Here is a 22,405-nt window from a genome sequence, read left to right as displayed (position 1 = left end):
CCACCCTCTGCGCACGCTCAGGTGACTCCATCCATGCCCCCACCACCACCCTCAACGGTGACGCTGACGCGTCGCAGTGTTTGTAATAACGTCCCTCCTATGCGTGAGATGAGCCGTGACGAGTGGTGGCAGTTCGCGTCGGAAGGCACGCGGACGGGCATGTTGGGCCTGGTCAGGAAGGACGGCTCCCCGATCGTCACCCCGATCTGGTTCCTGCTGAACGAGGGCCCCGACGGCGACGAGCTGATCTTCACCACCGGCACCGAGACCCTCAAGGGCAAGGCCATCGCCCGCGACGGCCGCATCTCGCTCGCCGTCGACGACCAGAAGCCGCCGTACTCCTACGTCCAGTTCACCGCCGAAGCCCGGCTGACCCACGACCACGACGAACTGCTCGACTGGGCGACCAGGCTGGGCGGCCGGTACATGGGCGCCGCCCAGGCCGAGGAGTACGGCAAGCGCAACGCCGTCCCCGAGGAATCCCTCGTCCGGGCGAAGATCACCAGGGTGATCGCCCGGGCCGACATCGCCGACTGACCCCGATTCGCTGGTAATCTGCCCCCGGGGGTGGGGGTATGCCTTCAGGGGACAGACGCGACGCCGTCAAGGCGATCGTCAGCGCGGGCCAGCGGGAGCTGGTCGCCGAACTGGAACGCCTCGACGGCGGCGGCCGCTTCGGCCGGTCCGGCCGCACGCGGCGGCTGGAGAACGGTGACGTCTTCGAGCGCGCCGTGGTCAGCGCGGCCTTTTCCGACGAGTTCTTCGTGGCCGGCCTGTCGGTCGTGCTGCACCCGCGCAACCCGTACGTTCCGGCGTTCCAGGCGCACTTCCGCTACCGCGAGACCGCGGACGCGTGGTGGTTCGGCGGCAGCGTCGACCTCCTGCCCTGCTACGGCTTCGCCTCGGACGCGACCCACTTCCACCGGGTGCTGAAGAACTACTGCGACACGCTCGACCCGGCGTTCCACGCGCAGGCGAAACGCGCGTGCGACGACCGGTTCCGGCTGCCCCACCGCGACGAGGCCCGCGGCATCGGCGGCATCCTCTTCGACCACCTGTGCCTGCCGGGCCCGGACGGCTGGCGGCGGTCGGCGGCGTTCACCGCGGCGGGCATCGCCGCGATCGCGCCCGCGTACTTCCCGCTCGTGCGGCGGCGGAAGGACCTGCCGCACGGCGAACGCGAGCGGCAGTGGCAGCTCTACCGCCGCGGCCGGTACGTCGAGTTCACGCTCGTCCACGACGCGGCGACCGCGGTGCAGGCCGACGCCGAAGCGATCCTGACGGCGCTGCCGCCGCTGGCGCGGTGGGAGGCGGAGTTCACGCCCGAACCGGGGAGCGCGGAGGCGGAACTGGCCTCGTTCCTGGTCCCGCGTGACTGGGCCGCCGAGACCCCGGTGACCGCGGGCTGACGCGCCCCGCTGAGCGGGAAACCGTTGGCACGCCGGGTGAGCCCGTCGTGTCGAGTATTGACAGAGCCCGCTCGGAGGGTGTGTGATCTGTCCCATAGATAGGAAACTTTCCTAACTATTACCGCCGGTGGTCCGCCGACCCTTCCGCCCCGGTCACCCCCTGTCCCCGACAACGCAGGAGGCTCCCAGTGGCACCCCGTCCACCGTGGCGTGCGGTACTGGCCGGTACCGCGGTCGCGGCGCTCGGCCTCACCGCGCTCAGCCCGGTAAACGCTTTCGCGGCCGACACCGGATACGAGTCCGAGAACGCCACCATCTCGCAGGGCGCGGTCGAATCGAACCACGCCGGCTACAGCGGCACCGGCTTCGTCAACTTCGACAACGTCGTCGGCAGCTACGTCGAATACTCCGTCAACGCCGCCCAGGCGGGCACGCACACGCTGACCTTCCGCTACGCCAACGGAACCGCCGACAACCGGCCGGTGAAGCTGACCGTCGACGGCGGCGACAAGGGCACCGTCGACTTCCCCGCCACCGGCGCGTGGACGACGTGGAAAACCGTCACCGCGACCGTCCAGCTCACCGCCGGCGTCAACAAGGTCCGCACCACCGCGACCACCGCCAACGGCGGCCCGAACGCCGACAAGGTCACCGACACCTTCACCGCGCCGGTGGACCCGGAACCGCCGTCGGCGCCGTCGAACCTCAAGGCCAGCAACATCCTGCCCACCGCGGCCACCTTCACCTGGACCGCCGCGACGGACAACGTCGGCGTCGTCCGCTACGAGATCAACCGCGGCGGCAACATCCTCAAGACCGTCGACGGGAACACCACGAGCGCGACCGTCGACAACCTGACCCCGAACACGGCCTACGACATCTCGGTCGGCGCGTACGACGCCGCGGGCAACCCGTCGCAGCAGAGCAACGTGGTCACCTTCACCACGCCGCCCAGCAACGACACCACCCCGCCCAGCGTGCCGGCCAACTTGCGTTCCACGGGTGTCACCGCGAACAGCGTCTCCCTCGCGTGGAACGCTTCCACGGACAACGGCGGGACCATCGCCGGCTACGACGTCTACCAGGGCGCCACGAAGGTGGCGACCACGACGTCACTGAGCACGACGGTCACCGACCTGAGCCCGAACACCTCCTACACGTTCACCGTCAAGGCCCGTGACCCCGACGGCAACACCTCGGCGGCCAGCAACGCCGTCACGGCGAAGACCAGCGCCCCGGGCGGCGCCGGGGGCATTCCCGAGTACGACCGGGACATCGCGAAGGTCGACCTCGGCTGGTCGGTGGACTTCCTCCCGAACGGCAACGCCCTGGTGACCGAGCGGGACCGCTTCGAGGTCCTGTTGGTGACGCCGTCCGGCCAGAAGACGACGCTGGGCAAGGTGCCCGGCGCGGTCGGCACCAACGGCGAAGGCGGCCTGCTCGGCCTGGCGATCTCGCCGAACTGGTCGAGCGACCACGCGATCTACCTGTACCACACCGCTTCCGGGGACAACCGGATCGTGAAGATGACCTACGACGGCAGCACGCTGTCGTCGACGTCGACGCCGGTGCTGACCGGGATCGCGAAGAACCGCTACCACAACGGCGGCCGGATCAAGTTCGGCCCGGACGGCAAGCTGTACGCCACCGTCGGCGACGCCAAGAACAGCGACAACGCGCAGAACAAGAGCTCGCTCAACGGGAAGATCCTGCGGCTCAACCCGGACGGCTCGGCGCCGTCCGACAACCCGTTCTACGCCACCGGCGGCAACGCGCGGTACGTCTGGAGCTACGGCCACCGCAACCCGCAGGGCCTGGCCTGGGACTCGCGCGGCCAGCTGTGGGCGGCGGAGTTCGGCGAGAGCAGCCAGGACGAGCTCAACCTGATCCAGAAGGGCGGCAACTTCGGCTGGCCCAGCTGCGAAGGCACGCAGGGCAGCTGCAGCGGCTACATCGCGCCGAAGAAGACGTGGTCCACTTCGCAGGCCGGGCCGAGCGGCGTGGAAATCGTCAACGACTGGATCTACATCGCCGGTGTCACCGGGCAGCAGCTGTTCGCCACGCAGATCAACGCGGCGGGCACGGGTGTCGGCACAGTGTCGACGCTGTTCTCCGGCCGCTGGGGCCGGCTGCGCTCGGTCACCAAGACCCCGGACGGCGGGCTCTGGCTGACCTCGACGAACAACGACAAGAACGGCGGCACGCCGTCGGTGCTGGACAACGTGATCGTGCGGCTGAAGTTCCCGGGCGGCAGCACACCCGGCGGCTTCAAGCTGACCAGCTCCGCCTTCGCCGACAACACGACCATCCCGGACAAGTACACCTGCGCCGGGGACGGCACGGCGGGCCAGGACCCGTCGCCGCCGCTGGCGTGGGGCGCCGCCGAGGGCGCGAAGGGCTACGCGGTCGTGTTCGCCGACGTCGCCAACAGCGGCAACAAGCTGCACTGGGCGATCTGGGACGTCCCGGCGGCCACCCGCTCGCTGCCGGAGGGGCTCGGGGCGGGGTACACCGTGCCGAACCAGGGTGGCGCCAAGCAGAAGGCGATGGGCAGCGGGGCGAACGCGCAGAAGTTCTTCGGCCCCTGCCCGGGCGGTCCGAGCCACCCGTACACGTTCACCCTCTACGCCCTGAACACCGCCACGGTCCCCGGCCTGACGTCGTCCTCGACGATGGCCCAGATCGAGACGGCGATCAAGGGCGCGTCGACGGCGAACGTGGTGCTGCGCGGCAAGTCCAGCGCGGCCGCCTGAAAGCCGCGGCAGGGGTGACCGGAGCGGCGCCGGTCACCCCTGCCGCCCTTCACTGCGACTCCGCCACCCGGCGCAGGTGGGCGTCGACGTCGAAGCCGTGTTCCTCCAGCCGGCGGCGGGCCAGCAGGAGCTCGTCGGGGGTGAACAGCTCGGCGTACTCCTCGCGGAGCATGACCGCCTCGGAGCTGCGGCCGAGCTGGTTCTTCTCCCAGAGCACGGTGAACCCGCCCGCGGTGCCGGCCCCGCGCAGCAGCAGCCGGGCCGCTTCGACCCCGCCGTGCTCGCGCACCATGCGTTCGAACTGGGCGGGCCGGTAGCCGTAATCCTTGGCGAGAACCCGGCATCCATCGAGCAGATCCTCGGTGAATCGCGCAGCCAGCCGAGGATCGGCCGGGACGGATGCGGCTGGTTCGGGCATGGGGCAACCTCTCGACGCGACGGCTTCCCAGATTAATCGCGAACCGGGGCGGTTTCGCTACGCCATTCGAGCAACGAATTCGGCGGATGCACTCTGCGTGGCGAAAGAAGCGGACAAACAGGGCAAACCGAAACTGTCGGTGATCTCTGCCATGTTGACCGCCATGCGAGGTCCACGGCGACGTTCACGTCCACTATGGACAAATCTACGTCTATGGTGCCCGGCACCCTCTTTCTCATCACCAGGCTGCACACCGGCGAGGTCGGCTTCACCGCCGAGGTGCACTCGTCCGAGCCACCGGACGGCGGCGGCGAGGACGTCGTCGAGGCATCGTTTCGGGCTCTCGGCCGGACGGTGCTGGTCACGTGGGGTGGCGGGGACTGGTGGGACCTCGAGCTGACACCGGGCGGCCGCGAGCGCGACACCCGCCTCGGCGGCGAGCCCCGGCTGGACAGTTACCTGCTGCAGTTCTGGCCCGCACCGGCGGCGCCGGACGTCGTCGTCCGCGAAACGAGCGCGATCGCGGCTTATTGGCACGGTTTCGCGCGGAACCTGCCTCCGCCGCCGACGGAAGCCGAGCACGCCGCGCAGCGGGAGGCGGACCGGCGGGCCGAGGAGCAGGCGCGGGCGAAGGCGGAGCACGAGCAGCTGCTGCGGGAGTGGGAGGGGGTGCTGCCGCCCGCACCGGTGCTCGACCTGCCACCGGGTCCGCTGCGGGCGTTCGCCCAGCGCGACCGCGAACTGGTGGCCGCGGCGCTGGCGGCCGGCCCGGAGGTCCGGCGTGCGCTCGCCCGCCGGGTAGCACGCCTGGCGTTCGAGCGGGCCGGGCTGGACGGCGTCGGCTGGATCGCCGACGGTTTGCGCGCGCTGGACGAAGGGAGCACGCTGCCCCCACCGTTCGACGACTGGACCGCGGCGTGGGACCGGCTGTTGTCGGACCCGGAGGTCCCGCACACACTGGTGCGCACACCGGACGGACGCCACGACAACGCGTTGCAGCAGGCCATGGCGTTCCCGGCGATTTTCGCCGCGGCGCACGAGGACTTGTCGAGGGCTTTGGGCGAGGCGTTGTCAGCGGCGGAGTACACCTACGGCGCCGACCGGGAGCGGTTCTCGGCGGAAGTGCGGGCGGCGTTGGCCGAGCTGGCTGGAAGCGGCTGACCCGGCGGGTTTCGGTGACGACCGGCACGCCGAGCCTCCCGCGCCAAGCCGTCCGGCCACCGCTCACCAGCCGAACAGGCCGCCCATGATCCGGGCGCAGCGGGCCGTCATCGCGTCCGCGTCTTCGTCGGGCCGGTCGATCCACCAGCTGATCAGCGAGTCCACCACCCCGGTCCACACCTGCGCGACCGCCTCGATGTCCGTCGGGTCGGCCAGGCCGCGGGAGCTCAGCAGCTGCGTCGCGCCGAGCACCGCGAACACGTCGAGCCGGCGGCGGTAGTCGGCGGCCGCCGCGGCGATGTCACCCGTCGACGGCACCGTCGGGTCGCGCAGGAGGCGCCACGCGTAGCGGTCGTGGTCGAACGTCGTGAAGATCGCCGAAAGGACCTTCAGCGGCATCTGGTCGGGCTCGCCGCCGGCCGCCATGGTCGTGGCCACGCCGTCGGTGAGGCGGCCGCCCGCGCGGTGCAGGCACGCGAGGTACAGCCCGTCCTTCGAGCCGAAGTACTGGTACAGCAACGGCTTCGTGACCCCGACCCGGCGCGCGATCTCGACCATCGACGCGCCCGCGTACCCCGCCCGGCCGAACTCCTCGGTGCCGGCCACCACGAGCTGGGCCTCGCGCTCTTCGCGGGGCATCCCCTTGGTCCCCACCGCCCTTGACTCCGTCACACGCCAGAGCCTACCGTGCGTAAAGTGACCCAAGGGTAAGTTACCGTATGGTCAGATCAGAGGAGGCGACGTGGCCGAGTTCGTGGCGCACCTGCGCGACCCCGTGCTGTTCGCGATACCGGTGTTCCTGCTGTTCGTGACGATCGAAATCGTCGCCGTGCACGTCCTCGGCCACGACGACAACGTCGTCGGCTACAGCGTCGCCGACACCCGCACGAGCATGCTGATGGGCACCGTCGCCGTCGGCGTCAACGCGCTGTTCCGGCTGGTGATGCTGGTCGTGTTCGCGGCGCTGTTCGAGCTGGCGCCGGTCAGGTTCGACCCGCGCGACTGGTGGACGTGGGTGCTCATGCTGCTCGGCCAGGAGCTCGTGTTCTACGCCTACCACCGCGCGAGCCACCGCGTGCGGCTGCTCTGGGCCGGCCACCAGGTGCACCACTCCAGCGAGCACTACAACTTCTCGACGGCGCTGCGCCAGAAGTGGACCCCGTACTTCCAGCTGCCGTTCTGGTCGGTGCTGGCGCTGTGCGGCATCCCGCCCTGGATGATCCTGACCGGGCTGTCGATCGACCTCGTCTACCAGTTCTTCGTGCACACCGAGAAGGTCGGCAAGCTCCCCCGCTGGTTCGAGTACGTCTTCAACACCCCGTCCCACCACCGCGTCCACCACGGCAGCGACGAGGAGTACCTGGACGCCAACTACGGCGGAATCCTGATCATCTGGGATCGGCTGTTCGGCAGCTTCGTGCCCGAGGGCAAGCGTCCGACGTACGGGCTGACGACGAACATCGGGACGTACAACCTGCTGCGGGTCGGCTTCCACGAGTACGGCTCGATCCTGCGTGACCTGCGTGGGGCCCGGACGTGGCGCGAGCGCGCGGGGTACGTGTTCGGTCCACCCGGCTGGCAGCCCGCCGATCTTCAGTCGGCCGCCCACTCGTAGGACAGCTGATAGCGGTCCGCCGCGAGGACCATGTCGTTGGTTTCCACCGGCACGCCGTCCTCGCGGTACGCCACCCGCGTGACGGTCACGACCGGCACGCCCTCGGCGAGCTGCAAGAGGGAAGCCTCATCAGGCGTCGGCATCCGCGCACCGACGTGCTCGGTGAACGAGGCCAGCCGGTGCCCGGCCTCTTCCAGCCGCGCGTAGGTGCCGCCCGGCCCGGTGTCGACCTGCTCGATCGCGGTACCGCGCGTGAACTCCCGGCGAAGCCGCGACACCGCGAGCTGGACCACGAGCCCGTCGGCGCGCAGCACCCGGTCTCGCACGGTGACTTCCGCGCCGGTTTCAATCGCCAGATAGCCGGCGACCCGGTCATCTGCGGCCTCGAAGGAGACCTTCACCGATGTCGACGGCGTGAACCCGTGCGCTGCGGCATCCGCGAGGAATGCGCCGCGATTTTCTTCCCGCGCCGAACGCGAGAGCCGGGATCGCGCGAGACGCTGGACATTCGCAGGCGGACGCACGAATACACCTCGCCCATGCTCGGAGGTCACCAGACCTTCGGATCGGAGGACATTCACCGCATCCCGAACTGTAGGCCTCGAAACACCGTACTGGTCGACAAGGTCACGCTCGCTGGGAAGCTGCTCGCCGGCCGACAGCCGACCGGTCGTGATCTTGTTGCGCAGATCGGCGGCAACCTGCCGGAACGCAGGAACTCCACTTCGGCGATCCACCATGCGTCCATCCTCCCACTGGGTAACTCGTCTTGACCAGTTGGCACTCTGCTGCGACCGTACTGGTATTGACGTCCTTACCAGTTACGGGAGGCCCCATGACCGTCGTCGCCGAAGCTGTTTCCCCTCGATCCCTCATCCCGGGCGCGCTGTTCGACCGCCTGACCGACCGGATCGCCGACACCGACGACCTGCCCCACGCACTCGCCGAACGGATCGTCGACCAGACTCTCGCCTTCCTGTGCGCGTGCGCCACCGAGCGAGGCTCGGGCCTGGCCCCCTCACCACTCGTCGACCTCGGCTGGCACGCTTTCATCCTGCACACCAAGGAATACGCCGAGTTCTGCGACCGGGTGGCCGGCGGCTACATCCACCACGTGCCGGAGCCTGATCGGGACACCTCGATCGCACACCGGTACGCCGAGCTGACCCGGGCCGTCTCCGCGATCGCGTCCGCAGGCTTCCCGGTGGATCCTGATCTGTGGTCCCTCCGCGCGGCGAACTGCAGCAGCGGGGACGACGGATGCCGCGCGTCCGGCAAGGACGGCAACGAAAACACCGACACGAACGGAAGGTGACGGCTCTGTACGACTGGACCGAGCTGCCCGCCGCGGTCCGGGACGTGATCCACGACCACCTCGGACCGATCAGCGAAACCGTTCCGGCGTCGGCGATGCAGAGTGCGAGCGTAGCGCTGACCCTCCGGCGCCCCGGCCGGCCGTCCGTCTTCCTCAAGGGGGTCCGGGGTGTGTCGGCCGCGATGCGGTGGCTGCGCAACGAGGTCGAGATCGCGCCGCTCCTCGGCGGGGTCGCGCCGGAGCTGCTGTTCCACCAGGACGTCGGCGAGTGGCTGCTCGTCGGCTTCGCCCACGTCGAAGGGCGGCCCGCGGCTCTCGGACCGGGGTCGCCGGATCTTCCCGCCGTCGCCGCCGCCGTGAATCGGATCGGCGCGATCGCGGCGCCCCACCTGCGGTCGCTGGGCGAGCGATGGAAGACTCCCTGGTGGCCTCGCCTCGCCGCCACCCGGCCGGATCTGTCCGATGCTCTCGATGTCCGCCGACTCGCCACCTGGGAAGAAAAAGCTCCGGAGCTGCTGGCCGGCGACTGCCTCCTCCACACCGATCTGCACGCCGACCAGTTCCTGTTCGACGCCGACGGCACCACCCACGTCGTCGACTGGGGCTGGCCCGCTTCCGGCGCGCCGTGGATCGACCCGGCGTTCCTCGTCATCCGGCTCGTCGCCGCCGGGCACCGTCCGGCGGACGCCGAAGCCTGGGCGCGTGCGCACACGTGCTGGGCTTCGGCACCCCCGGAATCCGTGACGGCCTTCGCCGCCTGTGTCGCGGGGTTGTGGACCGGCAAGGCGGCCGCCGCATCCCTGGCCCGGACGGCCCGTGGCTACGCGAGCTGGCGGCTTGAGCTAGGCGATGTCCCGCAGCGCCAAGCTGTTCAGCGGCGGTCGCTGCGGTGAAGTCAGATCCGTCAGCACGATCTCTCGCTCGACACCCGGCGACGTCCCGCGCCGGAACTGGGCGAGCAGCGTGGCCGGCGGGGCCGCGGTGACCAGGCGGCCGTGGCGTTCCAGGCGGTCGAAGAGCGTCTGCATGATCTGGCCGGACATCCGGCCCAGTGCCTGGGTGCTCTGGTGGCGGTGCGCGCGGTGGCCGAGGTCGACCTGGGCTAGCGCGTCGAGGCCGCGCAACTCCAGCAAATCGATGAGGTGCCCGATTTCGACGCCGTAGTTCGCGACGAACGGGATGCTCTCCAACACTTCGCGGCGGCCCGCGTACTCCCCGGCCAGCGGCTGGACGAACCCGGCCAGCTCCGGCCAGAACATGTTGAGCAGCGGCCGGGCGACGAGCTCGGTGACCCGGCCGCCGCCGTCCGCCTCGGTGCCCAGCGGGCGGTGGTAGAAGCCCTTGACGTAGGCGACCGTCGGGTCGGTGAGCAGCGGGCCGAGCAGCCCGGTGACGTAGTCCGTGGTGAAGTCGTACAGGTCGCCGTCGACGAAGACGACGAGGTCGCCGCTCGTGGCCGCCACGCCCTTCCAGAGCGCCTCGCCCTTGCCGGCCAGGCCGGCGAGGCCGGGGAAGACGGCGTCCTGCGCGACGACGTCCGCCCCCGCGGCCGCGGCGACTTCGGCGGTGGCGTCGGTGGAGTGGCTGTCGACGACGAGGATCTCGTCGACGAGCACGCCCTGCAGCTCGTCGCGGATCGCCGTGACGATCGCGCCGACCGTGGCTTCCTCGTTCCGGGCCGGGATGACGACCGAGACGGTGGTGCCGCGTTTGGCCGCGACGAGCTCGCGGGTGGTCCAGTCCCCGGCCTTGCTGCTGCGCCGGGTGAGCCAGGTGCCGATCTCCGGCGAAACCTGCAGCATGCGTTTCCCCTTCCCTCGTTCGCTTCCGAGGTTCCGGGTGCCGCGTTTCGGCGACGGCTCCCCGGTGCTACCGGGGTGTTACGAGATGGCGGCCCGCGTTAAACCGGCTGACGGCCGCAGGCAACGCGCCTAGGCTCACGGCGGACCGAGGGGGAACCACGAAATGCGCGAAGCGATCCGGCCGTTCCGGTGGGACCTGGTGCGCCCGGACCACCTCGGTTCCCTGCTCGACGGCATTCCCGAGCCGGACCTGTGGTTCCTCGACGACCTCGTCGACTGCGCCGCGAAGGTCCTCGCGCGGTCCGAGGACGGCGAGCTGTACTTCGTCGGCCGGTCCGCGGACTCCGTGTTCGACCTGCTCGGCGGCGCCCTGCCCGACCCGGGGCGGCTGCACCTGCTGCCGCTGTCCACCGCTTCGATGGACAGCTTCTTCGACGGGCGGCTTCACCCGGCCGAGGTGACGCAGCTGCGGGTCAACCTCGCCGCGCACGGACTGGCCCCCACCGCGCTCGCCCGCGGCTCCCGGCCGATCGTCTTCGCCGACGTCGTGTCGACGGGCACGACCATGAAGCAGTTGCTGGGCATCCTCCGCGACTGGGCCTCCGACGAACGGGCCGACTGGCCGGCGATCCTGCGCCGGATCCGGATCGTCGGCCTGACGCGGCGCACGCACACCAGCCCGAACACCCACCGGTGGCAGCAGCACGCCGACTGGGCGCGCGCCGTCCCGATCCGGAACGTCTCGGTCGAGTCCGCGCTGTTCAGCTACCTCGCCGACCACCAGCACAAGCTGACGTCGTCGTTCGGCCGGTACCTCTGGGCCGCCGAAGAGGTCCGCGAGCCGGCCCGGGACCACGGGACCCGCCGGGCGCTGGCCGAAGCGGTCGCGATCGTCGAAGCCGGTCGCACCCGGGACGTGCGCGAGCGGCTCGCCCGCACGATGAGCCGCGAGCCCGCGATCGCCGAACCGTGGCTGCGGGACCTCGTCGGGCGTCTCACCTCCAAGGGGAGCACATGACAGCCGCGAACGACGATCAGGACCGGCGGTTCCGCCTGGACGTGCTGGCCACCACCGTCCAGGCGGAGCTGATGGCGGCCGGCTTGCCGGTCCTGTCCGGCAACGACCCGATCGGCTCGGTCGGCGCCGTCGTGCACGCCGACGTGCCGGAGCTGCGCGGTGTGACGGTCGACTGGCAGGAGCACACCCTCTTCTGGGACGCGAGCCAGGAAGCCATGGCCGAGGACCCCCTCCAGGAAGGTGTCGAGTGCGCGGCGTTCGGCAAACTCGCGGTCGCGATCGGCGAGGCGATGGCCGAGGCGATGCGGAAGATCCTCACCGCGGCCGGGCTCGAAGTCGCCGACAGCGGCGACGACTACTCGCCGGACCAGCTGCTGGTCACCCGCCGACTGGCCCCTTCGCCCTGGCAGGCGCGTCGCGACGCCAAGTTCCAGCGGCAGCAGGAGTCGATGCACGCGGTCTGGCGGGCGAAGCACGAGGCCGAATGCCCGAACCACGGGCCCGACAGCGACCGCTGAGTCCTCAGGCGTCTTCCTCTTCGAGCATCTCCGGGGTGACCGCCGACTCGGTGTCCGGGATGTTCAGGTCCTTGGCCCGCTTGTCCGCCATCGCCAGCAGCCGCCGGATCCGGCCCGCCACCGCGTCCTTCGTCATCTGCGGGTCCGACAGCTGGCCCAGCTCCTCCAGGGACGCCTGCCGGTTGGACAGCCGCAGCCGGCCCGCCGCCAGGAGGTGGTCCGGGGCCGTGTCGCCGAGGATCTCCAGCGCGCGCTCCACGCGGGCCGCCGCCGCCACCGCCGCACGGGCCGAGCGCCTCAGGTTCGCGTCGTCGAAGTTGGCCAGTCGGTTCGCCGTGGCGCGGACCTCGCGGCGCATCCGCCGCTCTTCCCACTGCAGGACGCTCGCGTGCGCGCCCAGGCGGGTCAGCAGCGCGCCGATCGCGTCGCCGTCGCGGACCACCACGCGGTCGGCGCCCCGGACTTCGCGGGACTTCGCCTGGATGCCCATCCGGCGCGCCGCGCCCACCAGGGCCAGCGCCGCCTCCGGGCCCGGGCACGTCACCTCGAGCGACGACGAGCGGCCCGGTTCGGTCAGCGACCCGTGGGCGAGGAACGCGCCCCGCCACGCCGCTTCCGCGTCGGCCACCCCGCCGGACACCACGGCCGCGGGCAGCCCGCGCACCGGGCGGCCGCGCTGGTCGATCAGCCCGGTCTGGCGGGCCAGGCCCTCGCCGTCCTTCACCACGCGCACGACGTAGCGGGTGCCCTTGCGCAGGCCGCCGCTGGCGGTGATGACGTGGACGTCCGAATGGTGGCCGTACAGCTCGTGGATCTCCTTGCGCAGCCGTCGCGCGACCGAGCCCGTGTCCAGCTCCGCCTCCACGACCACCCGGCCGGCCACGATGTGCAGCCCGCCGGCGAAGCGAAGCAGCGACGCGACCTCCGCCCGGCGCGGCCCGATCTTCGTGATCTCCAGCCGGCTCAGCTCGTCCTTCACCGCGGCGGTCATCGCCATTACTGCCCCTCCCTGCCTTTCGCTCCTCCCCCGTGCTCCCCGCCGAGACCGAGAGCCTCCCGCATGCACAACGCGAGCGCATCAGGATCATGCCGTCCCGGCACTTCGGGGTCGGCCACCGCCCCCAGGTGTGCCCGGCCGCCCAGCCGTTCCGCCGCGCGGCGGAGATTCGCCGGGTCGGGCACGGAATCGCGGTCCGCGATCACCGCGTCGACCCGCAGATCGGGCGCGTGCTCGAAGAGTACGTCGAGGTGGCGCTCCGGGGAGAATCCCGCGGTTTCCCCCGGCTGGGGGACAAGGTTGAGCACGAGCACCTTCGTCGCGGCCGTGTGCACGAGCGCGTCGCGCAGCCCCGGCACGAGCAGGTGCGGCAGCACGCTGGTGAACCACGAGCCCGGCCCGAGGAACACGACGTCGGCGGCGAGCACGGCGTCGACGGCCTCCGTGCACGCCTGCGGCGGCCGCCCGGCCACCCCCGGCGCGCGCAGGTTGACCCGCCGGACCTGGCCCGGGGTCGAGGCCACCGCGACCTGACCGCGGATCGTGCGCAGCGCCGCCGGGTCTTCGCTGTCGAGCCCGCTGACCTCGCCTTCGATCTCCAGCGGTTCCGGCGACATCGGCAGCACCCGGCCCGAGACGCCCATCAGCCGGCAGGCCTCGTCGAGCGCGGCGACCGGGTCGCCGAGGACCTCGAACAGCCCGGCCAGCAGCAGGTTCCCCACCGCGTGCCCGGCCAGTGCGCCGTCGCCGCCGAAGCGGTGCTGGAAGACCTCGGCCCACAACGTGCCGCCGTCTTCCGCCGCGAAGGCCGCGAAGGCCTGCCGGAGGTCGCCCGGCGGCAGCAGCCCGAGTTCACGCCGCAGCCGGCCGGACGATCCGCCGTCGTCGGCCACGGTGACGACCGCGGTGACGTCGGGGGTCACCCGCCGCACCGCGGACAACGTGGCGTGCAGCCCGTGGCCGCCCCCGAGGGCGACCGCGCGCACGTTATTCACGACCAAGGTCGCGGTGCACCACCTTCACGGCCATACCGTCCTCTTTGGACAGACGCTCGGCGAGCTCCACCGACAGCGCCACGCTGCGGTGCTTGCCGCCGGTGCAGCCGACGGCCAGCGTCAGGTACCGCTTGCCCTCGCGCTTGTAGCCGGCGCCGATCAGCCGCAGCAGCTGGTGGTAGCGGTCGAGGAACTCCTCGGCGCCTTCCTGCGAGAGGACGTAGTTGCGGACCTCGCCGTCGAGGCCGGTGTGCTCGCGCAGCTCCGGGATCCAGAACGGGTTGGGCAGGAACCGGACGTCCATCACCAGGTCGGCGTCCATCGGCAGGCCGTACTTGTAGCCGAAGGACAGCACGGTGACGCGGGTCTGCGTGCTCGCCTCCGAACCGAACGCGTCCTCGATCTTGGCACGCAGGTCGTGCACCGACAGCGACGACGTGTCGAGCACCAGGTCGGCCTCTTCGCGCAGCGGCTCCAGCAGCGTCCGCTCGGCGGTGATGCCGTCGGCGAGCCGGCCGTCGCCCTGCATCGGGTGGCCCCGGCGGACGGCCTCGAAGCGCCGCACCAGCACCGCGTCGGTCGCCTCCAGGAACAGCACCCGCGGCTTGTAGCCCCGGGCGTCGAGGTCCTTGATCACCGAGGCGAGGTCGTCGGTGAACGCGCGCGAGCGCACGTCCATCACCACCGCCACCTTGGTGATCGCGCCGCGCGCCTGCGCGCCCAGCTCGACCATGGTGGCGATCAGCTCCGGGGGCAGGTTGTCGACGACGAACCAGCCCAGGTCCTCCAGGCACTTGGCCGCGGTGCTGCGGCCCGCCCCCGACAACCCGGACACGACCGCGACCTCCATGCCGGAGCCGCGGATCTCCTCTTGCGCACTCACTGTGTTTCCCTACTCCCCTGCTCCTGTGCCGTTGCTCGCGCCGGACTCCCCGGCCAGCGCGGCGACCACGGCCTCCGCGGTGCGCCTGCCGAAGCCGGGCACCGCCTCGATCTCTTCGACCCTGGCCTGCTTGAGCTTCTTCACCGAGCCGAAGTGCTTGATCAGCGCGGTGCGGCGAGCCTGCCCCAGCCCGGGCACACTGTCCAATTCGGACGTCACCAGCCGCTTGGACCGCTTCTCGCGGTGGTAGGCGATGGCGAAGCGGTGGGCCTCGTCACGCAGCCGCTGCAGCAGGTACAACCCCTCCGACGTCCGGGGCAGGATCACCGGATCGGGGTCGGCGGGCAGCCAGACCTCTTCGAGCCGCTTGGCCAGCCCGACCACGGAGATGTCGGTGATGCCGAGCTCGGCCAGCACGTCCGCGGCCGCCGTGGCCTGCGGGCCGGCACCGTCGACGACCAGGAGGTTCGGCGGGTAGGCGAACTTCTTCGGCCGCCCGGTCTCCGGGTCGAGGCCGGGGGTGCTCGACTCCTCCGCGCTTTCCTTCAGGTAGCGGTAGAACCGCCGGCGCACCACTTCGGCGATCGAGGCGACGTCACCCTCCGTGGCCGCCTCCCGCAGCGCGAAGCGCCGGTACTCGGACTTGCGCGCGAGCCCGTCCTCGAAGACGACGAGCGACGCCACGACGTCGCTGCCCTGGATGTGGCTGATGTCGATGCACTCGATGCGCAGCGGCGCGGTGTCGAGGCCGAGGAACTCCTGCAGCTCGGTGAGCGCCGCCGAGCGGGCGGTGAGGTCGCCGGCGCGGCGCAGTTTGTGCTGGGTGAACGCCTCCCCCGCGTTGCGCTGCACGGTCTCGGCCAGCGCCTTCTTGTCGCCGCGCTGCGGCACCCGCAGCTGCACGCGCGAGCCGCGCAGCCCGGTGAGCCACTCCGCGACCGCCTCGGCGTCCGCCGGCAGCTCCGGGACCAGGACCTCGCGCGGGACGACCGGGCCGGCGTCGACGTCGTCGCGGGCGTCGAGCTCGGCCTCGTCGCCGTAGAACTGGGTGAGGAAGTGGTCGACCAGCGCCGGGACGTCCATCTCCTCGGCCTTGTCGATGACCCAGCCGCGCTGGCCGCGGACCCGGCCGCCGCGCACGTGGAAGACCTGGACCGCGGCCTCCAGCTCGTCGTGCGCGAAGGCCACGACGTCGGCGTCCGTGCCGTCGCCGAGCACCACGGCCTGCTTCTCCATGGCGCGGCGCAGCGCGCCGAGGTCGTCGCGCAACCGGGCCGCGCGCTCGAACTCGAGCTCTTCGGACGCGGCGGCCATCTCCGCTTCGAGGCGCTTGATCATGACGTCGGTCTTGCCGGCCAGGAAGTCGCAGAAGTCCTCGACGATGTCGCGGTGCTCGTCGGCCGAGACGCGGCCCACGCACGGCGCCGAGCACTTGTCGATGTAGCCGAGCAGGCAGGGACGGCCGATCTGGCCGTGGCGGCGGAACACCCCGGCCGAGCAGGTGCGCGCCGGGAAGACACGCAGCAGCAGGTCGAGCGTCTCGCGGATGGCCCACGCGTGCGCGTACGGGCCGAAGTACCGGACGCCCTTCTTGCGCGCGCCGCGGTAGACGTGCAGGCGGGGGAACTCCTCGTTCAGCGTCACCGCGAGCACCGGGTAGCTCTTGTCGTCGCGGTAGCGGACGTTGAACCGCGGGTCGAACTCCTTGATCCAGTTGTACTCGAGCTGGAGCGCCTCGACCTCGGTGGTGACGACGGTCCATTCGACGCTCGCGGCCGTCGTGACCATCTGGCGGGTGCGCGGGTGCAGGCCGGAGAGGTCGGCGAAGTAGGAGTTCAGCCTGCTGCGGAGGCTTTTGGCCTTGCCGACGTAGATGACCCGCTTGGTCGCGTCGCGGAACTTGTACACGCCAGGGGCATCCGGGATGCTCCCCGGCGAGGGACGGTAGGTGGTCGGGTCAGCCACCCCCCCAGCGTATTTGGCACCACCGACAGTTCTCGCACACCCCCGGCTCTGGCCTGCCCCCTCGTGAGTGTTTAGGGCGGTTAGAACCGCCCTAAACACTCACGAGGCCTGGCACCGCCGGAAGTAGGGTGTTCGTCCGCTTCCGACCTTCGTCGGTGTCCGCACCTGTGACGCGGTGGTTACTTTCCGACGGCGATCCGGTCCCCCCTGTCGAAAGGATCACCGCCGTGACCTCTCTCCGCCTCCTCGGCGCCGCTTCCGCGGCCGCCGTCGCGCTCACCCTCGCCGGTGGCGCGGTCGCCTCCGCGGGTGTCCAGCCGAACATCGTCGGCGGCACCACCGCGCCGACGGTCTCCTGGGGCGCCCAGGTGTACGTCAACACGCCCGGCCGCGACTACCAGGGCTTCAACTGCTCGGGCACGGTCATCGCCGCCCGCTGGGTGCTGACCGCGGTGCACTGCCTCGACTCCGACGGCTCGGGGATGTTCGTCCGGGTCGGCAGCAACACGCTGCTCTCGGGCACGAAGATCGCCGTCGACAACGAGTACGAGTCCCCGAACGGCGACATCGCGCTGCTGCACCTGGCCTCCGCGACGAGCGCCGCGCCGATCTCACTGGGCAGCTCGGACCCGGCCACCGGCAGCACCAACCAGATCTACGGCTGGGGCCGCACCACCCCGACCGGCCCGCCGGCGACGTCGCTGAAGACGGCGAACGTCCAGGTGACCGGCCGCTCCACGGACGCCTACGGCGGCCGCGCGATCCAGAGCGTCGGCATCAACGGCTCGGCGTGGAAGGGCGACTCGGGCGGCCCCGAGGTCGCGAACGGCGTGCAGGTCGGCGTCGCGTCGACGGTCCAGAACCAGAGCGGGTCGAACACGCGCGGGACGAACAACTACGCGAGCGTGGCGGCGAGCCGGTCCTGGATCCGGACGACCGCGGGCGTGTGAGTCACCGGGGCGGCGCTCCGGCGCCGCCCCGGTTTTGTCGGTCGTGTGTGGGATGCTCGCGGACATGCGGATCGCCACCTGGAACGTGAACTCCATCGTCCCCCGCCTGCCCCGCCTGCTGGGCTTCCTGGAGGAGACGGCGCCGGACGTGCTGTGCCTGCAGGAGCTGAAGACCACGACGGAGAAGTTCCCGCTGGCCGAGGTCGAGGCGCTGGGCTACGAGGTGGCGGCCTACGGGCTGGGGCGCTGGAACGGCGTCGGGATCGTCTCGCGGGTGGGGCTGGCCGACGTGGTGCGCGGCCTGCCGGGCGAGCCGCAGTTCGACGGCGCCGCGGAGGCCCGCGCGGTGGGCGCCACCTGCGGGGGCGTGCGGGTGTGGTCGGTGTACGTGCCCAACGGGCGGGAGCCGGACAGCCCGCACTACGCGTACAAGCTGGAGTGGCTGGACGCCTTGCGGTCCTTGGTGGCTTCGGAGGTTTCCGGCGGCCCGTTCGCGGTACTGGGCGACTTCAACGTGGCTCCGACGGACGCGGACGTCTGGGACATCGCGTTGTTCGCGGAGTCGACGCACGTGACGAAGCCGGAGCGCGACGCCCTGGCCCGGCTGCGGGACCTCGGCCTGTCGGACGTCTTCCCGCGGCCGCTGAAGTACGACCACCCGTTCACGTACTGGGACTACCGGGCGGGGAACTTCCCGAACAACAAGGGCATGCGGATCGACCTGGTGTACGGCAACGAGCCTTTCACGTCCGCGGTCACGGATTCCTATGTGGACCGGAACATGCGGAAGGGAAAGGGCCCGTCGGACCACGCCCCCATCGTGGTCGACCTGAACCTCTGACCCGCCCGGTCGTGAGTGGCAAGGAGGGTTCTAACCCGCTTTACCACTCACGACGGTGTGTCAGGCGCCGGTGGCCGCGCGGTGCAGCTTGCGCAGCGCCCGCACCGCCTCCACCGCCCGGTCCCGGTCCACCGCCTGCACGGCCATCACCGCGTGGTACTCGTCGTCCGGCAGCTCCAGCCGCGCCCACGACGCGCCGTCCGGGAAGCTCACCGACAGCACCTCGCTCCACGCGAAGCGCCGGGTGATCAGCACGTTCCGGACCTCGATGCCCTCGGCGTCGGCCCGCACGCGCGCGATCGCGAACAGCATCACCCCGCACGCCAGCAGGATCCCGATGCCCACCATCGCCGCCTGGTCGGAGCGCTGGAAACGCACGCCCGTGTCGCCGTTGCGCAGAAGGACCGCCACCACGACGAACACCGCGAGCAGCGCCACCGCCAGCACGCTGCACATGATCATCGCCCGGCGGGGGCGGATCACCAGCGAAGTCGCGACGCTCACTGGAAACCCCGCTCGGTCCACGGCTGGCGCAGGCTCCGCAGCACGTGCGCGGAGTCCAGGGCGGCCACCGTCGCCTCGTAGCCCTTGTCCTCCTTCGCCCCTGGGCGGCCCGAGCGGTCGACGGCCTGCTCGTGCGTGTCGCACGTCAGGACGCCGTTGCCGACCGGGGTGCTCTCGTCGAGCGCGACCCGGGTCAGGCCCGCCGTCACCGCGTCGCACACGTACTCGAAGTGCGGGGTGCCACCGCGGATGACCACGCCGAGCGCGACCACGGCGTCGTGGTTGCGGGCCAGCGCCTGCGCCACCACCGGGAGCTCGACCGCGCCCGCCACGTGGACGACCGTCGGCTCCTCCTCCAGCTCGGCTTCCTTCGCCGCGACCAGCGCCCGCTCCAGCAGGACGTCGGTGATGTCCGCGTTCCAGCGGGTGGCGACGATGCCGAGCTTCAGCGACTTGCAGTCGGAGAGGTCCAGCTTGACATCGGGTCGGCCGTCGCCGCTCACAGTGCTCCTCCGTCGGGGTGCTCGGCGCGCGCGCCGACCTGGTCGTAGTGCTCCAACTGGGCCAGGTCGTGACCCATCCGGTCGCGCTTGGTCCGCAGGTAGCGCAGGTTCTCCGGGTTCGGCGAGATCGGCAGCGGCACCCGCCCGGTGACGCGCAGGCCGTAGCCCTCCAGGCCGATCCGCTTGGCCGGGTTGTTCGACAGCAGCCGCATGGTGCGGACGCCGAGGTCGCAGAGGATCTGCGCACCGGTGCCGTAGTCGCGGGCGTCGGCCGGGACGCCGAGCGCGAGGTTCGCGTCGACCGTGTCCGCGCCGTCGTCCTGCAGCTGGTAGGCCTGCAGCTTGTGCAGGAGGCCGATGCCGCGGCCCTCGTGGCCGCGGATGTAGAGCACGACGCCGCGGCCTTCGGTGGCCACCGCTTCCAGGGCCGCCTCCAGCTGGGGGCCGCAGTCGCAGCGCAGCGAGCCGAAGACGTCGCCGGTGAGGCACTCGGAGTGGACGCGGACCAGGATGTCCTGGCCGTCGCCGATCTCGCCGTAGACGAAGGCGACGTGCTCGATGCCGTCGAGCAGCGAGTCGTAGCCGACCGCCCGGAACGTGCCCGCGGCCAGCGGGATGCGGGCTTCGGCGACCCGCTCGACCTGCTTCTCGGTGCGGCGGCGGTAGGCGATCAGGTCGGCGATGGTGATGATCGCGAGGTCGTGGTCGGCGGCGAAGACCTCGAGCTCGTCGCGGCGGGCCATGTCGCCTTCGTCCTTCTGCGACACGATCTCGCAGAGCACGCCGGCGGGGGCGAGCCCGGCCATCCGGGCCAGGTCGACCGAGGCCTCCGTGTGCCCGGGGCGGCGCAGCACGCCGCCTTCCTTGGCCCGCAGCGGCACGACGTGCCCGGGACGGCGGAAGTCCTTCGCCGTGGACGACGGGTCGGCCAGCAGCCGGATCGTGTGCGCGCGGTCGGCGGCGGAGATGCCGGTGCTGATGCCTTCGGCGGCGTCGACCGTGACGCTGTACGCGGTGCCGCGCGCGTCCTGGTTCGTGTGGTACATCGGCGGCAGGTCGAGCCGGTCGGCCTCGGCCTCGGTCAGCGCCACGCAGACGTACCCCGAGGTGTAGCGGACCATGAACGCCAGCAGCTCCGGCGTCGCCTTCTCGGCGGCGAAGATCAGGTCGCCCTCGTTTTCGCGGTCCTCGTCGTCGACCACGACGACCGGACGGCCCGCCGCGATGTCCGCGATCGCCCGCTCGATGGCGTCGGCGTCGAACACCGCTCCGCTGCCGCACGGGGTCCAGCCCGCCGCGGGCTCTGCCGTCTCACTCATGACGCTCCTCCGTGCCGATTCTGCACCTGGTCGCGGATGTGTGCCTCGGCCAGCTTTTCCACGTACTTCGCGACCACGTCGACCTCGAGGTTGACCAGGTCACCGGCTTCCCGGCCGCCGAGGGTGGTCACTTCGAGGGTGGTCGGGATCAGGGCGACCGCGAACCGGTCGTCCGTGATCGCCGCGACCGTCAGCGAGACGCCGTCGACGGCGATCGAGCCCTTCTCGACCACGTACCGCGACAGGTGCGCCGGCAGCGCGAACGTCGTCACGCCGTTCTCGTCGCGGCCGAGGAACACGCCGGTCCCGTCGACGTGGCCCTGCATGATGTGCCCGCCGAGCCGTCCGCCCGCCGGGGTGGCGCGTTCGAGGTTGACCCGGTCGCCGACCGCGACCTTGGCCAGGCTGGAGCGCTGCAGCGTCTCGTTGACGACGTCGACGGTGAACTCGCCGCCCGCCACCTCGACGACGGTCAGGCAGACCCCGCTGACCGCGATCGAGTCGCCGTGCCCGGCGTCGCTGGTGACCAGCGGGCCGCGGACGCGCAGCCGGGCCGCGTTCGTCAGCTGCTCGACCGCGGTGACTTCGCCGATCTCCTCGACTATGCCGGTGAACACGTGCGCTGCCTCCTTGAGAGCCGGTCCTTCCATCCAACACCCGCCGCGGTCCGGTGGCTTCTCCGGTGCCGCCGCGAGGTCAGCCGGCCCGGCCGCGGGCCGCCTGTTCGCGCAGCGCGGCGACCGCCTTGCCCGGGTCGGCGGCGCCGTAGACGGCGGATCCGGCGACGAAGCAGTCGACACCCGCCTCGGCGGCCTGCTCGATCGTGTCGGTGTTGATGCCGCCGTCGATCTCGACGACCAGCTTCAGGTGGCCGGTGTCGACCAGCCGCCGCGCGGTGCGGACCTTCTCCAGGACGTCGGCGATGAAGGACTGCCCGCCGAAGCCCGGCTCGACGGACATGACCAGCAGCGTGTCGTAGTGCTTGAGCGCGTCGAGCCACGGCTCGAGCGCGGTGCCCGGCTTGATCGACAGGCCGGCCTTCGCGCCCGCGGCCCGCAGGTTCTTCGCCAGCGCGACCGGGTCCTTCGCGGCCTCGGCGTGCACGGTGACGTTGTAGGCGCCGGCCTCGGCGTACCCGACCGCCCAGCGGTCCGGGTCGTCGATCATCAGGTGGCAGTCGATCGGCAGGTCGGTGCTGTCGATCAGGGCCTTGGCCACGGGCAGGCCGAGGGTCAGGTTCGGCACGAAGTGCGCGTCCATGACGTCGACGTGGACCCAGTCGGCGCGGTTCTCCCCGGCGCCGGCCACGGCGGCGATCTCCTCGCCGAGCCGGGCGAAGTCCGCCGCGAGGATGCTGGGTGCGATCAAAGGTCGGTCGGCCACCTCCCGAGTGTAGGAGGACGGCGCTAACGGTCGCTAACCGGTTGTGACCAGGATCT

24 protein-coding genes are annotated in these 22,405 nt (G+C 71.2%); 11 read left to right on the top strand and 13 right to left on the bottom strand.

Features of this window, described 5'->3' with window-relative positions:
• Positions 1-99: 99 nt before the first annotated feature.
• The 3 genes from ACFPLC_RS29570 to ACFPLC_RS29560 all read left to right on the top strand — a co-directional run bounded on the left by ACFPLC_RS29570 (position 100) and on the right by ACFPLC_RS29560 (position 4,162).
• The gene (locus ACFPLC_RS29570) at positions 100-537 is read left to right on the top strand and encodes a PPOX class F420-dependent oxidoreductase (RefSeq protein WP_378190785.1); all 438 of its coding nucleotides are present in this window, start codon (positions 100-102) and stop codon (positions 535-537) included.
• Positions 538-575: 38 nt separating this feature from the next.
• Positions 576-1,409 (top strand): coproporphyrinogen III oxidase, encoded by an 834-nt coding sequence (locus ACFPLC_RS29565; protein ID WP_378235965.1) that lies wholly within the window; start codon positions 576-578, stop codon positions 1,407-1,409.
• Between the two features lie 188 nt (positions 1,410-1,597).
• Positions 1,598-4,162 (top strand): PQQ-dependent sugar dehydrogenase, encoded by a 2,565-nt coding sequence (locus ACFPLC_RS29560; protein ID WP_378190787.1) that lies wholly within the window; start codon positions 1,598-1,600, stop codon positions 4,160-4,162.
• Positions 4,163-4,211: 49 nt separating this feature from the next.
• On the opposite strand, the gene ACFPLC_RS29555 is transcribed toward ACFPLC_RS29560, so the two are convergent.
• Positions 4,212-4,580: a hypothetical protein gene (locus ACFPLC_RS29555; RefSeq protein ID WP_043788295.1), complete on the bottom strand. Its 369-nt coding sequence runs from the start codon at positions 4,578-4,580 to the stop codon at positions 4,212-4,214.
• 213 nt (positions 4,581-4,793) lie between these two features.
• On the opposite strand from ACFPLC_RS29555, the gene ACFPLC_RS29550 reads away from it, so the two are divergent.
• Positions 4,794-5,741: a hypothetical protein gene (locus ACFPLC_RS29550; RefSeq protein WP_378190788.1), complete on the top strand. Its 948-nt coding sequence runs from the start codon at positions 4,794-4,796 to the stop codon at positions 5,739-5,741.
• A 63-nt stretch (positions 5,742-5,804) separates the two neighbouring features.
• Here the strand turns inward: ACFPLC_RS29550 and ACFPLC_RS29545 are convergent, their stop codons facing one another.
• Complete coding sequence (locus ACFPLC_RS29545) at positions 5,805-6,413, bottom strand: TetR/AcrR family transcriptional regulator (RefSeq protein ID WP_378190790.1); 609 nt, start codon at positions 6,411-6,413, stop codon at positions 5,805-5,807.
• 70 nt (positions 6,414-6,483) lie between these two features.
• On the opposite strand from ACFPLC_RS29545, the gene ACFPLC_RS29540 reads away from it, so the two are divergent.
• Positions 6,484-7,356, top strand: a complete 873-nt coding sequence (locus tag ACFPLC_RS29540) for a sterol desaturase family protein (RefSeq protein ID WP_378190793.1) — start codon at positions 6,484-6,486, stop codon at positions 7,354-7,356.
• On the opposite strand, the gene ACFPLC_RS29535 is transcribed toward ACFPLC_RS29540, so the two are convergent.
• Positions 7,335-8,096 carry a GntR family transcriptional regulator gene (locus ACFPLC_RS29535; protein ID WP_378190796.1) on the bottom strand — a complete coding sequence of 254 codons (762 nt, stop codon included), beginning with the start codon at positions 8,094-8,096 and terminating at the stop codon, positions 7,335-7,337. The two genes, ACFPLC_RS29540 and ACFPLC_RS29535, sit on opposite strands and share 22 nt — an antisense overlap.
• 95 nt (positions 8,097-8,191) lie before the next feature.
• On the opposite strand from ACFPLC_RS29535, the gene ACFPLC_RS29530 reads away from it, so the two are divergent.
• Positions 8,192-8,671: a glycine-rich domain-containing protein gene (locus ACFPLC_RS29530; RefSeq protein ID WP_378190799.1), complete on the top strand. Its 480-nt coding sequence runs from the start codon at positions 8,192-8,194 to the stop codon at positions 8,669-8,671.
• On the top strand, positions 8,668-9,564 hold the full coding sequence (locus tag ACFPLC_RS29525) for a phosphotransferase family protein (protein ID WP_378190801.1): 897 nt from the start codon (positions 8,668-8,670) through the stop codon (positions 9,562-9,564). Before ACFPLC_RS29530 ends, ACFPLC_RS29525 begins: the two co-directional genes overlap by 4 nt.
• Here ACFPLC_RS29525 and ACFPLC_RS29520 read toward each other — a convergent pair.
• Positions 9,514-10,473 carry a glucosyl-3-phosphoglycerate synthase gene (locus tag ACFPLC_RS29520; RefSeq protein ID WP_191314249.1) on the bottom strand — a complete coding sequence of 320 codons (960 nt, stop codon included), beginning with the start codon at positions 10,471-10,473 and terminating at the stop codon, positions 9,514-9,516. The genes ACFPLC_RS29525 and ACFPLC_RS29520 overlap by 51 nt on opposite strands.
• Before the next feature lie 163 nt (positions 10,474-10,636).
• Here ACFPLC_RS29520 and ACFPLC_RS29515 point away from each other — a divergent pair, with 163 nt between their 5' ends.
• Together ACFPLC_RS29515 and ACFPLC_RS29510 are read left to right on the top strand one after the other, a co-directional pair.
• A complete protein-coding gene (locus tag ACFPLC_RS29515) occupies positions 10,637-11,491 on the top strand; it encodes a hypothetical protein (protein ID WP_378190803.1) in 855 nt (284 codons plus the stop codon).
• On the top strand, positions 11,488-12,009 hold the full coding sequence (locus ACFPLC_RS29510; protein WP_378190805.1) for a hypothetical protein: 522 nt from the start codon (positions 11,488-11,490) through the stop codon (positions 12,007-12,009). The genes ACFPLC_RS29515 and ACFPLC_RS29510 overlap by 4 nt, the downstream gene beginning before the upstream one ends.
• A 4-nt stretch (positions 12,010-12,013) precedes the next feature.
• On the opposite strand, the gene whiA is transcribed toward ACFPLC_RS29510, so the two are convergent.
• The 4 genes from whiA to uvrC are packed head-to-tail and all read right to left on the bottom strand — an operon-like array spanning position 12,014 to position 16,849.
• Positions 12,014-13,006 carry a DNA-binding protein WhiA gene (gene whiA, locus ACFPLC_RS29505; RefSeq protein ID WP_043788299.1) on the bottom strand — a complete coding sequence of 331 codons (993 nt, stop codon included), beginning with the start codon at positions 13,004-13,006 and terminating at the stop codon, positions 12,014-12,016.
• A complete protein-coding gene (locus ACFPLC_RS29500; RefSeq protein WP_378190922.1) occupies positions 13,006-13,992 on the bottom strand; it encodes a gluconeogenesis factor YvcK family protein in 987 nt (328 codons plus the stop codon). The genes whiA and ACFPLC_RS29500 overlap by 1 nt, the downstream gene beginning before the upstream one ends.
• 1 nt (position 13,993) lies before the next feature.
• Positions 13,994-14,851: an RNase adapter RapZ gene (gene rapZ / locus ACFPLC_RS29495; RefSeq protein WP_014466867.1), complete on the bottom strand. Its 858-nt coding sequence runs from the start codon at positions 14,849-14,851 to the stop codon at positions 13,994-13,996.
• A gap of 42 nt (positions 14,852-14,893) precedes the next feature.
• Positions 14,894-16,849: an excinuclease ABC subunit UvrC gene (uvrC, locus tag ACFPLC_RS29490; RefSeq protein ID WP_378190808.1), complete on the bottom strand. Its 1,956-nt coding sequence runs from the start codon at positions 16,847-16,849 to the stop codon at positions 14,894-14,896.
• Between the two features lie 227 nt (positions 16,850-17,076).
• Between uvrC and ACFPLC_RS29485 the strand changes: the two genes are divergently transcribed.
• Together ACFPLC_RS29485 and ACFPLC_RS29480 are read left to right on the top strand one after the other, a co-directional pair.
• Positions 17,077-17,799, top strand: coding sequence for a S1 family peptidase (locus tag ACFPLC_RS29485; RefSeq protein WP_191314252.1), 723 nt, complete (start codon positions 17,077-17,079; stop codon positions 17,797-17,799).
• A 64-nt stretch (positions 17,800-17,863) separates the two neighbouring features.
• Positions 17,864-18,640, top strand: coding sequence for an exodeoxyribonuclease III (locus ACFPLC_RS29480; protein ID WP_378190810.1), 777 nt, complete (start codon positions 17,864-17,866; stop codon positions 18,638-18,640).
• Between the two features lie 60 nt (positions 18,641-18,700).
• Here ACFPLC_RS29480 and ACFPLC_RS29475 read toward each other — a convergent pair whose 3' ends face one another.
• The 5 genes from ACFPLC_RS29475 to rpe form a co-directional block, all read right to left on the bottom strand.
• Positions 18,701-19,144, bottom strand: coding sequence for a PH domain-containing protein (locus ACFPLC_RS29475; RefSeq protein WP_378190812.1), 444 nt, complete (start codon positions 19,142-19,144; stop codon positions 18,701-18,703).
• On the bottom strand, positions 19,141-19,647 hold the full coding sequence (gene ribH / locus ACFPLC_RS29470; protein ID WP_191314255.1) for a 6,7-dimethyl-8-ribityllumazine synthase: 507 nt from the start codon (positions 19,645-19,647) through the stop codon (positions 19,141-19,143). Before ribH ends, ACFPLC_RS29475 begins: the two co-directional genes overlap by 4 nt.
• Positions 19,644-20,966 (bottom strand): bifunctional 3,4-dihydroxy-2-butanone-4-phosphate synthase/GTP cyclohydrolase II, encoded by a 1,323-nt coding sequence (locus ACFPLC_RS29465; RefSeq protein WP_378190815.1) that lies wholly within the window; start codon positions 20,964-20,966, stop codon positions 19,644-19,646. The genes ribH and ACFPLC_RS29465 overlap by 4 nt, the downstream gene beginning before the upstream one ends.
• A complete protein-coding gene (locus ACFPLC_RS29460) occupies positions 20,963-21,583 on the bottom strand; it encodes a riboflavin synthase (RefSeq protein WP_378190817.1) in 621 nt (206 codons plus the stop codon). The genes ACFPLC_RS29465 and ACFPLC_RS29460 overlap by 4 nt, the downstream gene beginning before the upstream one ends.
• 79 nt (positions 21,584-21,662) lie before the next feature.
• Positions 21,663-22,334, bottom strand: coding sequence for a ribulose-phosphate 3-epimerase (rpe, locus tag ACFPLC_RS29455; protein WP_378190924.1), 672 nt, complete (start codon positions 22,332-22,334; stop codon positions 21,663-21,665).
• Positions 22,335-22,405 lie beyond the last annotated feature (71 nt).

The organism is Amycolatopsis plumensis, from assembly GCF_042652605.1.
Taxonomy (GTDB): Bacteria; Actinomycetota; Actinomycetes; order Mycobacteriales; family Pseudonocardiaceae; genus Amycolatopsis; species Amycolatopsis plumensis.
The sequence above is the reverse complement of the archived record's forward strand: the minus strand, read 5'-3'. Positions and strand labels throughout refer to the sequence as shown.

What these genes read in the sequence shown, in the direction of transcription:
- whiA (WP_043788299.1), bottom strand. Translation starts at nt 13,006, where the DNA reads ATGGCGATGACCGCCGCGGTGAAGGACGAGCTGAGCCGGCTGGAGATC.
- ACFPLC_RS29510 (WP_378190805.1), top strand. Translation starts at nt 11,488, where the DNA reads ATGACAGCCGCGAACGACGATCAGGACCGGCGGTTCCGCCTGGACGTG.
- ACFPLC_RS29555 (WP_043788295.1), bottom strand. Translation starts at nt 4,580, where the DNA reads ATGCCCGAACCAGCCGCATCCGTCCCGGCCGATCCTCGGCTGGCTGCG.
- ACFPLC_RS29515 (WP_378190803.1), top strand. Translation starts at nt 10,637, where the DNA reads ATGCGCGAAGCGATCCGGCCGTTCCGGTGGGACCTGGTGCGCCCGGAC.
- ACFPLC_RS29530 (WP_378190799.1), top strand. Translation starts at nt 8,192, where the DNA reads ATGACCGTCGTCGCCGAAGCTGTTTCCCCTCGATCCCTCATCCCGGGC.
- ACFPLC_RS29565 (WP_378235965.1), top strand. Translation starts at nt 576, where the DNA reads ATGCCTTCAGGGGACAGACGCGACGCCGTCAAGGCGATCGTCAGCGCG.
- ACFPLC_RS29570 (WP_378190785.1), top strand. Translation starts at nt 100, where the DNA reads ATGCGTGAGATGAGCCGTGACGAGTGGTGGCAGTTCGCGTCGGAAGGC.
- ACFPLC_RS29520 (WP_191314249.1), bottom strand. Translation starts at nt 10,473, where the DNA reads ATGCTGCAGGTTTCGCCGGAGATCGGCACCTGGCTCACCCGGCGCAGC.
- rapZ (WP_014466867.1), bottom strand. Translation starts at nt 14,851, where the DNA reads ATGGAGGTCGCGGTCGTGTCCGGGTTGTCGGGGGCGGGCCGCAGCACC.
- ACFPLC_RS29465 (WP_378190815.1), bottom strand. Translation starts at nt 20,966, where the DNA reads ATGAGTGAGACGGCAGAGCCCGCGGCGGGCTGGACCCCGTGCGGCAGC.
- ACFPLC_RS29480 (WP_378190810.1), top strand. Translation starts at nt 17,864, where the DNA reads ATGCGGATCGCCACCTGGAACGTGAACTCCATCGTCCCCCGCCTGCCC.
- ACFPLC_RS29535 (WP_378190796.1), bottom strand. Translation starts at nt 8,096, where the DNA reads ATGGTGGATCGCCGAAGTGGAGTTCCTGCGTTCCGGCAGGTTGCCGCC.
- ACFPLC_RS29550 (WP_378190788.1), top strand. Translation starts at nt 4,794, where the DNA reads ATGGTGCCCGGCACCCTCTTTCTCATCACCAGGCTGCACACCGGCGAG.